Source organism: Acidaminobacter sp. QWL-03, assembly GCF_058683855.1.
On the sequence record NZ_CM178752.1, the window covers coordinates 2,443,021 to 2,456,546 of the forward strand.

The 13,526-nt window shown below is 53.6% G+C and carries 10 protein-coding genes; 1 reads left to right on the forward strand and 9 read right to left on the reverse strand.

Translation table 11 applies throughout. The features are described 5' to 3' along the window. Nucleotides 1–93: 93 nt before the first annotated feature. Nucleotides 94–1,392: a glycosyltransferase family 4 protein gene (locus AC4PHM_RS11565; RefSeq protein WP_492017910.1), complete on the reverse strand. Its 1,299-nt coding sequence runs from the start codon at nucleotides 1,390–1,392 to the stop codon at nucleotides 94–96. Beyond that, nucleotides 1,389–2,603, reverse strand: coding sequence for a hypothetical protein (locus AC4PHM_RS11570; RefSeq protein ID WP_492017911.1), 1,215 nt, complete (start codon nucleotides 2,601–2,603; stop codon nucleotides 1,389–1,391). The genes AC4PHM_RS11565 and AC4PHM_RS11570 overlap by 4 nt, the downstream gene beginning before the upstream one ends. Nucleotides 2,604–2,804: 201 nt before the next feature. On the opposite strand from AC4PHM_RS11570, the gene AC4PHM_RS11575 reads away from it, so the two are divergent. Further along, nucleotides 2,805–5,210, forward strand: a complete 2,406-nt coding sequence (locus AC4PHM_RS11575; protein ID WP_492017912.1) for a helicase C-terminal domain-containing protein — start codon at nucleotides 2,805–2,807, stop codon at nucleotides 5,208–5,210. 215 nt (nucleotides 5,211–5,425) lie between these two features. On the opposite strand, the gene AC4PHM_RS11580 is transcribed toward AC4PHM_RS11575, so the two are convergent. From AC4PHM_RS11580 to AC4PHM_RS11610, 7 genes are all read right to left on the reverse strand, one after another. Beyond that, a complete protein-coding gene (locus AC4PHM_RS11580) occupies nucleotides 5,426–6,166 on the reverse strand; it encodes a lytic transglycosylase domain-containing protein (RefSeq protein WP_492017913.1) in 741 nt (246 codons plus the stop codon). Nucleotides 6,167–6,767: 601 nt separating this feature from the next. Then, nucleotides 6,768–7,583: a glutamate 5-kinase gene (gene proB, locus AC4PHM_RS11585; RefSeq protein ID WP_492017914.1), complete on the reverse strand. Its 816-nt coding sequence runs from the start codon at nucleotides 7,581–7,583 to the stop codon at nucleotides 6,768–6,770. Nucleotides 7,584–7,602: 19 nt separating this feature from the next. Continuing rightward, on the reverse strand, nucleotides 7,603–9,027 hold the full coding sequence (locus AC4PHM_RS11590; RefSeq protein ID WP_492017915.1) for a BPG-independent phosphoglycerate mutase family protein: 1,425 nt from the start codon (nucleotides 9,025–9,027) through the stop codon (nucleotides 7,603–7,605). Beyond that, on the reverse strand, nucleotides 9,024–9,824 hold the full coding sequence (locus AC4PHM_RS11595) for a hypothetical protein (RefSeq protein WP_492017916.1): 801 nt from the start codon (nucleotides 9,822–9,824) through the stop codon (nucleotides 9,024–9,026). Before AC4PHM_RS11595 ends, AC4PHM_RS11590 begins: the two co-directional genes overlap by 4 nt. Before the next feature lie 120 nt (nucleotides 9,825–9,944). Further along, nucleotides 9,945–11,174 (reverse strand): ABC transporter permease, encoded by a 1,230-nt coding sequence (locus AC4PHM_RS11600; RefSeq protein ID WP_492017917.1) that lies wholly within the window; start codon nucleotides 11,172–11,174, stop codon nucleotides 9,945–9,947. Continuing rightward, nucleotides 11,171–11,992: an ABC transporter ATP-binding protein gene (locus tag AC4PHM_RS11605; RefSeq protein ID WP_492017918.1), complete on the reverse strand. Its 822-nt coding sequence runs from the start codon at nucleotides 11,990–11,992 to the stop codon at nucleotides 11,171–11,173. The genes AC4PHM_RS11600 and AC4PHM_RS11605 overlap by 4 nt, the downstream gene beginning before the upstream one ends. 482 nt (nucleotides 11,993–12,474) lie before the next feature. Next, nucleotides 12,475–13,500, reverse strand: coding sequence for a BMP family protein (locus AC4PHM_RS11610; RefSeq protein ID WP_492017919.1), 1,026 nt, complete (start codon nucleotides 13,498–13,500; stop codon nucleotides 12,475–12,477). Nucleotides 13,501–13,526 lie beyond the last annotated feature (26 nt).

The following is a 13,526-nucleotide window of genomic DNA, read 5'->3' on the forward strand; positions in this document are numbered from 1 at the left end:
ATGGTGTGCCGCGTCTATAAGTATAACGCTTTCACTAGGGTTTTCAACCCCAAATTGGTTAATCCTTCCTGTGCGGTCGTCAACCTGCTTTGACTACATTTCAGAAGGTTTGCCCGCGTTGTCTTTAAGCTGCCCCTCCGATAAGCACTCCAGATAAACCTGTTCCGTGCGTTCTGCTGTCGCCGCCCAGCTGAAAGATGTCTCGACATAGCGAATGCAGGCTTGCTGCATCTTTTCTTTAACCGACCCGTCCAAACTCAGGATTTCCACAATTCTTTCCGCTAAGGCAAGGGGATCGTCCACCGGTACCAGGCGTCCAACTTCCTTGGTAATGATGTCGTCAAGTCCTCCCGCAGACGTCCCCACCACTGGCAGCCCGCAGGCCATGGCTTCTAGTGCCGCGAGGCCAAAGGGCTCTGATCTGGACGGCATGGCAAAGACGTCGCTGATACTATAGAGCTCGGCCAACTTTTCCTGAGTCTGGTGTCCCACAAATCGGATCCCCTTCAAACCCAGTATTTCTGCCTGAGCCAGCAAAGCCGGCTTCAATACCCCATCACCGGCAATAATGGTAGCTACTTGTCCCTCAAAGCTCTGTTCATACCTGGCAGCCGCCGCCAGCAGGACATCCACGCCCTTGAAGGCCACCAGCTTCCCGGCGAAGCAGACGACGTGCCGAGGAGGCATATGAAAACCGAACCCAGACAGCAAGCCCACTCCCGAGCGGGCCTTCTTATGAAAGACGCCCGTATCGCAGCCGCTGTAGATCAATGTCCGGCGCTTCGCATCCAGACCAAAGACCGACTGAAAATCCGCATCTGCCTGCCGTGAAATGGTGATGATCCGGCAGGCGCCTTTTTCAGCAGCTGCGGCGTTTTTCCGAAACCGCTCATCCCGGCTGTAGCCCATCAGATCCGTTCCGTGGGAGGTTATCACATAAGGCCTGCCCGTTTCCCGGACCAGATCCGCCAACACCCAGACGTGCCCTGCATGGATCACCTCAGGTTCAAAAGTCTCCAGAATCTCAGAAAGCCGCCCTCTGAAGGCACCTCTGTAGGCTTCGATCTGCCCCTGGTCCATGTCGTAAAAGGTGAAGTGGCTTCTGGGATGCGTCGTAAAGCATGGAAAAGGAAAGTTAAGTACCGGTACCAGTGTTGCCGATGGTTCCCTCTCCGCCCCAGTCTCCTCAAACAGCACCGTATGGGTGATGAATCCCTCGCGGGTGGTATCCACTGACTTATATTCCGGCACCAGCACCTGGACCTCGTGCCCCCTCTCAACCAAAGCTTTGGCGAGATTCCGGGTATAGACGCCGCTGCCGGAACCTTCCAGTGGAAAATGGTTAATCAGGAGCAGTTTCATGGGCTTCCATGTCCTTAAAACAGACGTCATAACTTTGCGCCTCCTGCCCCTGCTTTCTCCTCATGCCGCAGCCGCCAGGCGCCCTCTACCGCTTTGTGCCAAAGCTGCTGAAGAGACTTGTAGGCTTCCAGGGCAGCTGGCAGCTGTTCAATTGCTGCCTTCGCCGCCTCCGGCAGCTTCAAAAACCTGTCATCCCCAAAATAGGCTGCCGCTGCGTCAACACTGCGCGCCAGACATTCAATCTGGCGGCTTGAAATAGCTGCGGCATCCTTACCGTCTAGGGCATTAAGAATGGGATTCCGGCCGATCCATCCCAGACAAGTCGTATAAAAACGGTCCCGAATCCCTTCGTCACTTATGAGATCAGGGATCTCCGGGAAATTGTCAAACGTGTCGTGAAACAGCCTCAGATCAATGTCAACGACTTTCCATTTTCCATCAGCCGCCAAAGATTTCCCCAGCAGCGTATCCTCGCCGCGGGTGAGCCACCATGTCCCCTCAAAGTTATAGGCCGTCGAAAAAAACGGCAGACACTCTCTGAAAATCTCAAGCCGCATGGCGACGTTGCCTCCGAGGATCTTGTCCGTAGAAAAAGGGCGCCTGGCCGCTCCGGCATCAAAGGTCAGCGCGTGGTGATGACCTGAGTGCCTTACAAAATCCAGAGCGCCCTCCTTTTGGAGGCCTTCCAGGAAAATGTCGAGGCCCTCGAAGGTCATGGGCGGAATTATGTAGTAGCCCGAGTAATCGCTGGTGGTGACTCCGACCATCGGCAAAACCGGATCTGTTAAAGCCGCCAAGTGGCTGCCAAACACATCCGCCTCTTCGAAAAAATGCTGGTGTGGCGTACCGCTGAGAAGCACTGGCGACACATCCGAATCCGCGAAGAACAGAACGTCCCCGCCTGCTTTAACGGCTGCGAGAATCACGCCGTTGCGGTTTGGGCCGTAAGGCATGCGGCCGCTGAGTTCGTAGACGGCATGAGCGAACAGGGCCGACGCTTCAGCCTCTGTCAGGCCAAACTCGACCAGCTCCGCCATTCTGGCTGCAGGTCGGTTCAGGTCGATCACCTCCAGGGGCGCGTGGGATTCAATGGCGCGGACCGCAGCGGGGTCGATCTCGCCCGACACGGAGACAATGACGCGTTCAATCTTTCGCTGATGGCGAGCGGCGTTGCTGAGAAAAGCGACTACGGGACCGGGATCTGTGAGCTGGCGGGCGATCATGCCAAAGATGATTTTCAATGTGAACGAGCCTCCTTGTTGTGGGGGATGGGCGGCATAAGAGGACAGCCGGGGTGTTTAAACAGGCAGCGTCAAGGACTCAGCCGCTGCAGAAGAAGATGGGGTCAATAGGCATAGCCGCAGACGCCCGCTTCCATGATATAATGAAATTGGTTTAACGTTAAGCCCGAGATGCAAACTCACCGTCAAGGAGGTGCTTTCATGTCAAACGCTGCCATCATCAAGATTTCCGTCCGGGAACTCGTCGAGTTCACCCTGCGCAGCGGCGACCTGGACGCCTCTTTTAAGTCCAGCATACGCGCCCAGGAAGGCACCCGCCTTCACCAGAAGGTGCAAAGGAGCAGGGACGCGGATTATCAGGCGGAGGTTCCCCTCGCTGTCAACCTGACCCGGGATGGCATTGAGCTAAGGCTGGAAGGCCGTGCCGATGGGATCTTCGAAGAAAACGGCATCACCTTTGTCGAGGAGATCAAAAGTACTCTGACGCCGCTGGACAGACTGAAAGAAGATGACAAGCCCCTGCACTGGGCGCAGGCTCAGTGCTATGCCTACATCATTTCTGCGGAAGGCCCGTCCTATGGCAGCCTCGGCCTGGGCATCCGGCTGACCTATATCCACGCCGAAACCGAGGAAATCCTTCAATTTGACAAGCGTCTGACCAGTCAGGAGCTTTCAGACTTCATGGAGGACCTGATACAGCGCTACCTGAAGTGGATCAAATGGCAGCGCGCCTGGCGCGTAGAGAGGAATGCCTCCATAGCCGCTTCAGCTTTCCCGTATCCGGCTTACAGAACCGGCCAGAGAGAACTTGCGGTTCGAATTTATAAGACTATTCTATCAGGTGGAAGAATGTTTGTCCAAGCGCCGACCGGCACTGGGAAAACCATGTCCACCCTGTTTCCGACCATCAAAGCCCTGGGGCTGAACCACGCAGACAAGCTCTTCTATCTCACCGCCCGCACCACGACTCAGGCCGTAGCAGCCGACGCCCTTTCGCTGCTCAGCTCCGGCGGCCTCAGACTCAAATCTGTGGTCCTGACAGCCAAGGAGAAAATCTGCTTTCTGGACAAGCCCTCCTGCAAACCCGAGGACTGCCTTTACGCCAAAGGCCACTTCGACCGAATCAACAACGCCCTTATGGAAGCCCTGGAAAGCCATGACATCCTGTCCCGGGAGTCCGTAAGCCATATAGCCGAGAAGCACCGGGTCTGCCCCTTTGAAATGGCCCTGGATCTGACGCTTTGGGCAGATCTCGTGCTCTGCGACTATAACTACGTCTTTGATCCCCGCGTCAGCCTCAAACGGTTCTTCGACGTGGACCTGGGCGCCAGCTATGTCTTTCTGGTGGACGAAGCGCATCACCTGGTGGACCGGGCCAGAGAGATGTTTTCCGCGAGCCTTCAAAAGACTGCCGTCATGGATCTTAAAAAGCGACTGAAGAAGCCGGCGCCCACTGTCAGCCGGGCAATGGATAAAATCAACACCCAGCTGGTCGCCCTCAAAAAAGAGGCGAAAGACCGGCGCTATACCACCTATGAGCACATGCCCGAACCGCTTCTGGCCAGCCTGAGACGTTTCGAAGAGGCCACCCAGAAGTTCCTGGCAAAATCTGAAAAAAGCGGCATAGATCCCGAGCTCAAAGACGAACTGCTCGATTTTTACTTTGAAGTCCTAGGCTTTCTCAGAATTTCCGAGCTTTACGGCCCGGATTTCATCACCTATACCGAGTCCTTTAAGAACGAGCTCCAAATCAAGCTCTTCTGTCTGCACCCTAAGCGCCTTCTGAATGACGCCCTCTCAAAGGGGAAAGCCGCCGTGCTGTTCTCAGCGACACTTCATCCGCTGCCCTATTTTCGGGATGTTTCCGGGGGAAGCAGGGAGGATCTTTGCCTGCGGCTGCCCTCCCCTTTTGAGCAGTCGCATCTGGGGCTCTACGTGTACAGCGCCCTGTCGACCCGCTATAAAGACCGACATCAGACGACTGCAGGCCTGGCAGAACTCATTCAAACCGTCGCTGCCGCCGGACGACCGGGGCACTATCTCGTCTTCTTCCCTTCCTATGAGTACCTGCGGCTGGTCCTTTCCGACTTCCGGACTTTGCTCCAAGAGCTTAGCGCGGGCACAAATCCGGATACAGGCCTCACGGTGGACGTTCAGCAGCAGTCAATGAACGACGCCGAGCGCGAGGCCTTTATCAAGAGTTTTGACGTGCTGCCCCGGCAGAGCCGCGTCGTCTTCGCAGTCCTCGGGGGCCTGTTCTCCGAAGGCATTGACCTCACCGGCGACAGGCTCAGCGGCGTTATTGTGGTGGGCGTCGGTCTTCCGCAGCTGCATTATGAAAACGATTTGCTGAGAGACTTTTACGAAGTGAACACCGGTGACGGCTACGGGTTCGCCTATCAGTTCCCCGGTATGAACAAGGTTCTCCAGGCCGCCGGCAGAGTTATTCGCACGGAGTCGGACCGCGGTGTCGTTCTTCTCGTCGACGACCGCTTCACCCATTCCAGGTATCGCAAACTGTTCCCGCCGGAATGGTCCCACGCGGTGACCCTGCATTCTCCTGATGCATTGGCCGCGGCGCTGGAGACTTTTTGGAGCAATGAATGACTCCAAAAAAGAATTGTTTGCCAATGGTCATCCTGCCCACAATGGGATGGGATTTTCGGAATGTGACCATCGGCAGCCCTCTTTCATAGAGAGCTTTTTCTGAAGCTGTCTCCAGAACGCAAAAATCCCCTGTCCACGCCGACGTTAAAAGTCGCTGCCACAGGGGATTTTTTTGTATGCGCTTGATGTACACGAAAGTACACAGAGGACCGTTGCTAATCGTTGAACGCAACGTATTTGGCTTCAAGTTTCAGGACTTTTTTGGAATAGCCCGTCGCGTAAGTCCCATTGCGCTGAAAGTAACGCGCCAGGTTATACGGTCCGCGGTTGTATTCCGAAAGGATGCGGTGGAAGTTCTCACCGTAGGAATCCTTCAGAAACGCCAAATAAGTCGCTGCCAGTCCTATGTTGTATTCTGGTTCAAAAATTCTCTTTGGGTTGTATTCAAGTCCGATCGCGTGGCCCATATCTTTGGCCAGCCACTTTTCCGTGGATGGGATGATTTGCATCAGCCCCCGGTCTTGATGGGTTCCTACCTCAGTGGGGTTAAAATTGCTTTCTGTCTCGATGATTGCCAGAATCAGGGATGGCTTCAGACCGAACTGCTTCGCGTAGTCGACAACGACTTGCGAAGTTTCAAGGTCCAGCGGTGTCTGTTCTGCAATCGCCTCTGCCTTTTGCTGTAATTTTTTTAAGGTAAGCGTCTCAGGATCCTCGAATTGAATAGCCTCATCAACCTGATTCGCCATGACCGCATAGAGGCGGTTGGCGGCTTCAAAATCGACTGCATCAAGATTGGATGCGGCTTCAATTTGGGTTTCCTGTGCCGAAGTTGTCAACAAAGATCCCAGAATACGTCCCTCGTTATTCAGATGGGCAGGCCCACCTGTCAGCGCCGCAGACCACGTGATCATAAGACCAAGCGCGGAGGCGAACACCTCTCTATAACCAGACATGTATTGGTTCAACACCTTTCAAACATATGAAATATCTATGATCAACATCAAACCCGGGTCATCTTCCAAGATGCACACTCGGATTTAACAGTGACCCGATTATATCACACTGTTACTTTTTATCAACCGTGTGACATTAGGTGTCAACTGGGAAAAACTAGGTTTTTTGTGGTAAATACATTAAACAGCATACAAATATTAGTAATATTTGTTATTTTATTACTTTTTTCTTCTTGTTTAGATCAGTAATTTTGTATTTATATTTTGTCCTCCATTCCACGTTTTTAGCGGTTTATGGGGCCATATTACCCACTCGCCTGCCAAAAACCTCGAATTTTGTCGTATCACACGCCCACTTCACTAAATTGGTCATTTTGGATCATACGTCCGCCCTTTTAACCCATTATTTTACATTTCTAAATGGCAAAACCGCGCGCCTTATGTCCGTTTTTCCATTATATGTCATTCTTTTTATAGAATACTTACAACACTGTTTGATGGAAGACGGTGTCTGACACCCGCTTCCATCACCCCTGTCACCTTGCGGTATACTCAAAAGGCAATTGGCACCTTCGCGCCAATTGCCTTTCCAGCTTTATGACTATTTATTTTCCGCCCGATGCGCCTCAGGCAGGAACAAGGTGCCCAGATGCTCGCCGGCCATAATTCTGTTGAGCACTTTATCCGTTGATCCGTTGGCAATAATCATATACGCGCCACCCTCCAGGGCAATTTCTGCTGCCCTCAGCTTGGTCGCCATGCCGCCGGTAGCCAGGTCAGAGCCTGCGCCTTTGGCGAGAGCCTTCAGGTCATCATCAATGCGCGTCACTGTCTGGATGAGCGCCGCGTCTTCATTGGCACGCGGGTCGTCGTTGTAAAGTCCGTCTATGTCTGAGAGGAGGATCAGAAGATCCGCGTCAATATTGCGACAAACGTAGGCCGACAAGGTGTCGTTATCCCCCACTCTGATCTCGTCGACAACGACGGCGTCATTCTCGTTGACAATTGGAATCACCTGCATGCCGAGAAGCGTATTGAAGGAGTTCCGGGCATGCTGTCTGTGATTTTCATTCTGAAAGTCCACGTTGGTCACCAGGATCTGACCAATGATCTTTCCATACTCGCTGAAGAACTTCTCATAGAGGTGCATCAGCACCCCTTGGCCGACTGCCGCAGCAGCCTGCTTTTCAGGAATCGTCTTTGGCTTTTCCTTGAGGTTAAGTTTGCCTACGCCGGCACCAATCGCACCAGAAGTCACGAGAATGACCTCATAACCCTGATTCTGCATATCCGCCAGCTGGCGCGCAAGCAAATCGATCTGATTAAAGTTCATATGACCTGTAGGGTGTGTCAGCGTCGAAGTCCCCACCTTGACGACTACGCGCTTGACCCTTTTTAACATTTCCATTCTTTCCATAATTTCCACCTCTGCCTTTTCACTTGGATGTCTGTGTCTTCGAAAACTCAATTCGCAGCGGTTCGACGTGCATTGCCCTGTAGAGCCGCCTTTTCTCACCCGCCCGGAGATGGTAGAGTTTGGCCCGGTCTGTGAGATTCAGGATCATGGGCATCACATCCCCCGCGGTAATCCTTAAACCGCCAAGACCGCAGGCGACTTCATCAAAGGCGTTTCCCAGATCGCGACGCGTCATGGTTCCCAGGAACACCACCGGCACGGATTCGCCGGAGTGAATCAGGCTGCCGCTGCTGGCGGTGCTGTGATCCCCCGTGACAATATACAGATAGTCTTCACTGGCGTGCAGCGCCGCAAAAGCATGATCCAGCGCTTCGAGGACACGGACTTTTTCTTCCGGTCTTTTGGTATGGGCCGCCGTATCCGGGGCCTTAGTATGAACGTGAATGTAATCGTAATCGAGCTGATGGCTCAACTTGACCGCCTCATGATAGTCCCCGCACTCGTAGTAATCCATTTGCAGGGACGCCGCGACGCCTTTCAGCAGCTTGCTCGACGCAATGACGGCACCGCGCATGCCGTTTCTTAGCTGGAATGCTTCCGGCAGATCAAGTCGTCCGGCCCATTTAGTGAGCATGAAGTTGGCGGGGAGCTGGCTGTCAGACATGCGCTTAAGGTTGAGCGCGTGCGTACTCAGTCGCCTGTGAACCTCTATGAGATACCGGTTGATCCAGTCTGCCAGTGCCGCCGCTTTTTCAGAGGCAGTTTCGAAAGGCTTGCATGCCATCACCTGCTGCCCCTCATAAAAGGGATCCGTATCCGAAATCTGTGGGTCGAAGCGGGCAGCGCAGTCCCTGAGAATCAGAAATCCATGACTGTCGTGGGAGAAATACCACTCCGCTCGAATGTCCTCAAACATCTCCGGCAGCGTCGACGCAAAGCTTTCCGCCGACTGCCGGTCGATCCCGGGCGTAAATCGTTCCTGAATGACAAAACAATTATACCCCTCACGGGGTGGTTCATCTGCCATGCCTGGGCGTTTCAAAGCCGCACCTTGGCGCTCCTCAGCCGTACCATAGCGTTTTTCAGCTGCAGCTTGGCGCTCCTCAGCCGCATCTTGGCGCTCCCGGGCTGCACCCGGGTCCACAGTGGCCCAGGAGGTCCTGAGGACAATATCCCCTGGAGAAAGCTCAAGACCTTCGCCGATGGTATCTATAACCGCCCGCCCCGGATAGTCTTCCGACTGGTAGCCAAAGAGCAAATAGTGGGCGTGATCCGTCCCCAGTGGGATTCCCGGCCGAAGAGGCACCATTAAACCCGTTTCGCCCGCCTTGGCAATTCGGTCCAGATTAGGCAGCCGCGCCGCCTGCAGGGGGGTCAGTCCGCCCAAGGTTGGCTGGCCCCGGTCGCCGACGCCGTCCAGCAAAAACATTATGGTTTTAATCATGGATTGAAAATCCCCTTTACGGCATCTTCCAGCGCTCGCCGGTCATAGTCGAAGCCCGTGCCGAGGGCCTTGGCCACCAAACGGTGCACAGGACCGAGATAGTCCGCCAAAAATGTCTCAAGCGCAGTCGGGTCATAGTCCACGCGGCCGTCTGCCAGCTTGTAGTTGCTGCTGAAGGTGCACTCCGGATGGTTGACGCCTTCCTTCCACGCCCAACCTATCATGGTCTCTACAGCATCCCCGTCAGACAGTTCCCGAATGGGCTGAAGGAGCTGTACGCCTTCAGCCCTGATCGCACTGCTTAAAAAATCCAGAACCTGGGGCAGCTGATTCAGTTTGACCCGTCCGTCGTGGCTCTCGCGTTCGCCGGAGATGATGACTTTGCCGAGGCGCTTCGCGAAGGGCAGCTTCAGCAGATGAAAATAGGCGTGGCAGCCTATGCAGGGCGTATAAAAGCCAAAATCGCGGGTGAGCTGCGCCACATGTCGCCCGTTGATCAGGCCCCAAAGAAAGGGATCACTGTAAAAGATCAATTCGCCGATGGTTTTGGCACCCCCATAGCGAGTTTTGATCTCCGTTCGAAGGTGAGCGTGATTTTCCAGCAGGTCCCGGGTATCGCCATATTCAGTGCCCGCAAAACTGGCCACGGGCAGCACAAAGTCACAGGCGTCGCGTTCAAACGCCGCTATAATGGCTGCAACGCTGTCGCGCCCGGAAAATTCGCCAATCCAGGCGTTGGCTGGCGCGGACTGGATCGCCGCTTCAATGATTTCAGGTTTGCTGTTGAAATAAATCACCCGGACCACCTCTTTCTATTCAACTATCATACCGCATTGAAGGCGCCTCGAAAATACTTTAATGCCTGAAAATTCAATTTTCTGACGCATTTGGGCATTGAAGCCTTCCTTAATGGACATTTAAGCATTGAACATGACGCGCTCAGAGTTGAACATTTTTCTTATGACAGCGACCAATATTGCCAGAAAAACCAGGGAAACCGCCGTGTTCAGAGCCAGCATCTGCCAGGTCATCTCGTAGGACAGCGACATTTTCATGAGCATGATGTTGCCATAGATAGGGATTCCAAATACCCAAGGGGCTGGCTGACCGGTACTGAAGGTCGTCAGGACCCCCAGCAGCATGACCAGCATGTAGATTGGTGTGATATACGTTCCGGCTTCCTTGACATTTCGAGCGTAAACGCTGACCAGGCTGATCAGCGCCACGTAGATCATGGTCAGCACAATGGAGATGAAGAGCAAAGCAGCGATGTAACCGGGAGAGATCATGAAGCCAGCTGCAGCTGCTGCTCCTTCGCTTTCTGCTTCAGGACTGCTGAACAAAAAAGTCGCGAAAGGCGCTGACGCGATCATACCTATCATGGTGGATATGCTGCTGAGAAACGCCACCACCCCCAGGCTGAGAAGCTTGCCAAAGGCAATGGCCTCACGCCGCACCGGCGTCACCAGCATGGTCGCCATGGTGCCCCGCTCTTTTTCTCCGGCAATGGCATCGAGTCCCACGCCCATGCCGCCTGCGAAGAGGAAAATAGAGAGCAGCAGCGGCAGGAAGCTGCCTATGCCTTTTCCGGCAACTTTCTTGGGATCTGCCACGACCTCGTCCGAAGTCTCAAAGGCAGTCAGGTAGTTCGCGTCTCCAAACCTGGCGGTCAGAACACCGGCTTCGTAGTCCTTCAGGAGTCCGGTCATCAGCCTGCTTCTTGCATCCACCGAATAATCCTCCGCAGCGTTGTAGTAAATTTTGATACCGGGCTGCTTTGTCTCAGTTTTATAGTGGATGAGCTGCGTGTCAAAGCCTTTGTCGAAGGCTAAAATAGCGTCGAGCTCTCCTGTGAAGAGAAGGCCCTTGAGTTCCGGCAAGCGTTCCGCCTCCACCAGCTGAAGAGTCATGTCCTCCTGGGGATGACGTTCAGAGTAAGCGGCAAACGAGGCTGGCGCGTCGATCACGGCGATTTCCGTCTGGTGTTCCTGACGGTCTTCGACCATGCGCGTGATCATGACCCCCATGACACCATACAGCAGCGCGATGGTCAGCGCCGGCATAATAAATGCGGAGATGACGAGTCTGCGGTCTGTAAAGACACGGGCCAGTTCCTTTCGCAGAATGGTTAGAATTTCGCGGTTCATGACATCACCTCATCGGCATGGCCTTTCTCTTCCTGGCGCTGATAAAACCTGAAAAAGGCGTCCTCGAGATCCAGGATTGTTTCAGAGACTTGATTCCGGGTGTTTACGGCGGCTTTCAGAACCTCCTCCAGCGTGCCCTGGGCGACGATCTTGCCACCGAGGATCACGGCGAATCTGTCACAAAGTTTTTCAGCGACGGACATAATGTGCGTCGACACAATAATTGTTTTTCCTTCCGACTTTAAACTGAGCAAATAGTCTGTGACGGTTCGGGCAGTGATAATATCGAGCCCATTGGTGGGTTCGTCGAAGATGACAACTTCAGGATCGTGAATCAGACTTACGGCAATGGAGAGCTTTTGCTTCATTCCAGTGGATAGGTCGTCGATTTTGGTATCCTGGAAGCCTTCGATGCCAAAGGTTTTGAAGAGCGAGGCAGCCCTGGCTTCAATTTCTTCCGACGCCATATTGTAGAGGCTCCCAAAATAACGGATAGTGTAGCGCGGCGTGAAATGGCCGTCCAGCTTGAGCTCATTGGTGAGAAATGCAATGCGCTTTCTAACCTCGACGCCCTGAGTGGCTGTATCAAAACCGCAAACACGAATGTCTCCCTCCGATGGAGACAGAAGCGTCGAAACACACCGCAGTGTTGTAGTCTTCCCAGCGCCGTTTGGCCCCAGCAGTCCAAAGATTTCACCAGGCCTGGCCTCAAAAGTGATGCCGTCGACCGCGATTTTGACATTGTCTCTCTCTTTGCGCTGTCGCATTTGCCGCTTCGTCAGCTTATATATTTTCACGAGTCCATTGACCTCAATCATGTTGGATCCTCCCAAATGAGATAAGGATAGATTGCATTTTTGATCGTTCTAAGTCCATCATAGACCCCTTTGAGAAGGATTTCAAGTTTGGGGACGCGGACGGTTTCTGAATTGGTGACGCGGACAACTTTGACTTTGGGGACGGGGGTAATATAATTGTAACATTGCGAGAGCGGGCTCTCTGCTGAATCGGGATCAAGCTACAACTCACACATCAGACGTGCACCTCGCTTCGCCTATCGCCTCGCTGCACTCGGTGACAGGCTGCGCTTCGGTCACGGGCTGCGCCCTATATAAACCTTCAACTCACGCCACCAGACATGCACCTCGCTTCGCTTTCAGCCTCGCTTCGCTCGGTTGAAAGCTGCGCTTCGGTCACGGGCTGCGCCCTATATAAATAAAGACAAAACCGCCTGGTCGAGAGCAAGCTCTCGACCAGGCGGCTTTGTCTTTATTTATGCATGTCTTTGCTTTCGCGAATTTTAATCACCCGGTACGTACGGGTTCTCAATCTTCGCATCTTTCAGATCTTGAATCGTCTTTTCTATAGTCGCTTTCATCTCATCGGTGACGCCGTCTGCCCATTGGACGTCCAGGACACCATCGGCCCAGCCAAGGGATTTTCCAGTGGCTGTCAGTTTACCGTCAAGGAAATCTTGAACCGCAACTTTGAAGAGGCCCGGAGTGTTGTAAGTGATACTCGAAATAACGGTGCCAGGCGCGACTTCATTTTGAGGGGAGATATAGCCAATCGCTTTGACGCCCTTTGTCTTAGCCGCGTCAATTGAGCCGAGGCCAACCTGGTTAGCCGAGCAGAACACGAGATCCGAGCCTGCTTCAATCATAGCAAGGGCAGTTTCCTTACCCTTTTGGATATCATCCCAAGAGTTGACATAAGTCTTGGTGACTTTGATCGCCGGATCCACTGCCATGGCAGCAGCTTCAAACGCGTCAAGGGTTCCCTCGATAACAGGGAATGGGAACGAGCCAATCGCGCCCATTTGCTTGCTGGTGGTGTTCATAGCTGCGAGAGTTCCGGCAACATAGCCGCCTTCCCACTCACGGATGCCAATGCCGCCAACGTTCGGCTCAACGCCCTCTTCAGAGTTGATGACCATGAAGAATGTGTCCGGATACTGAGGACCAATGGCTTTAGCTGCATCAAAGAATTGAGTGCCGTGCGCGAAAACGAGATCATAGCCTTTTTCGCCGTAATCTCTGAAGGTTGACTCAAAGTCTGCCTGCTGAACGCTCTCAACGTATTCCATGGTCACGCCGAGATCTTTTTCAACGAGTTTCAGGCCTTCATAAGCTGTCGCGTTCCAACCTTGGTCGTTGATCGGTCCAGGAAGGATCAGGACGATTTTTGGAGCTTCTTCTGCTGGTGTTTCTGCGCCCGGTGCTGGTTCTGCCGGCGCTGCTGGTTCTGCTTTTGGAGCGCAGCCTGCGAGACTGGCCATGACGAGCACTGCGACCATGAGCCAAACCAACCACTTCTTGTTCACCATTGCTTCATTCCCCCTTGAATTTTTTT

Excerpts from the sequence above, each read along its gene's own strand:
- AC4PHM_RS11575 (WP_492017912.1), top strand. The coding sequence starts at position 2,805 with ATGTCAAACGCTGCCATCATCAAGATTTCCGTCCGGGAACTCGTCGAG.
- AC4PHM_RS11565 (WP_492017910.1), bottom strand. The coding sequence starts at position 1,392 with ATGACGTCTGTTTTAAGGACATGGAAGCCCATGAAACTGCTCCTGATT.
- AC4PHM_RS11590 (WP_492017915.1), bottom strand. The coding sequence starts at position 9,027 with ATGATTAAAACCATAATGTTTTTGCTGGACGGCGTCGGCGACCGGGGC.
- AC4PHM_RS11610 (WP_492017919.1), bottom strand. The coding sequence starts at position 13,500 with ATGGTGAACAAGAAGTGGTTGGTTTGGCTCATGGTCGCAGTGCTCGTC.
- AC4PHM_RS11605 (WP_492017918.1), bottom strand. The coding sequence starts at position 11,992 with ATGATTGAGGTCAATGGACTCGTGAAAATATATAAGCTGACGAAGCGG.
- proB (WP_492017914.1), bottom strand. The coding sequence starts at position 7,583 with ATGGAAAGAATGGAAATGTTAAAAAGGGTCAAGCGCGTAGTCGTCAAG.
- AC4PHM_RS11580 (WP_492017913.1), bottom strand. The coding sequence starts at position 6,166 with ATGTCTGGTTATAGAGAGGTGTTCGCCTCCGCGCTTGGTCTTATGATC.
- AC4PHM_RS11600 (WP_492017917.1), bottom strand. The coding sequence starts at position 11,174 with ATGAACCGCGAAATTCTAACCATTCTGCGAAAGGAACTGGCCCGTGTC.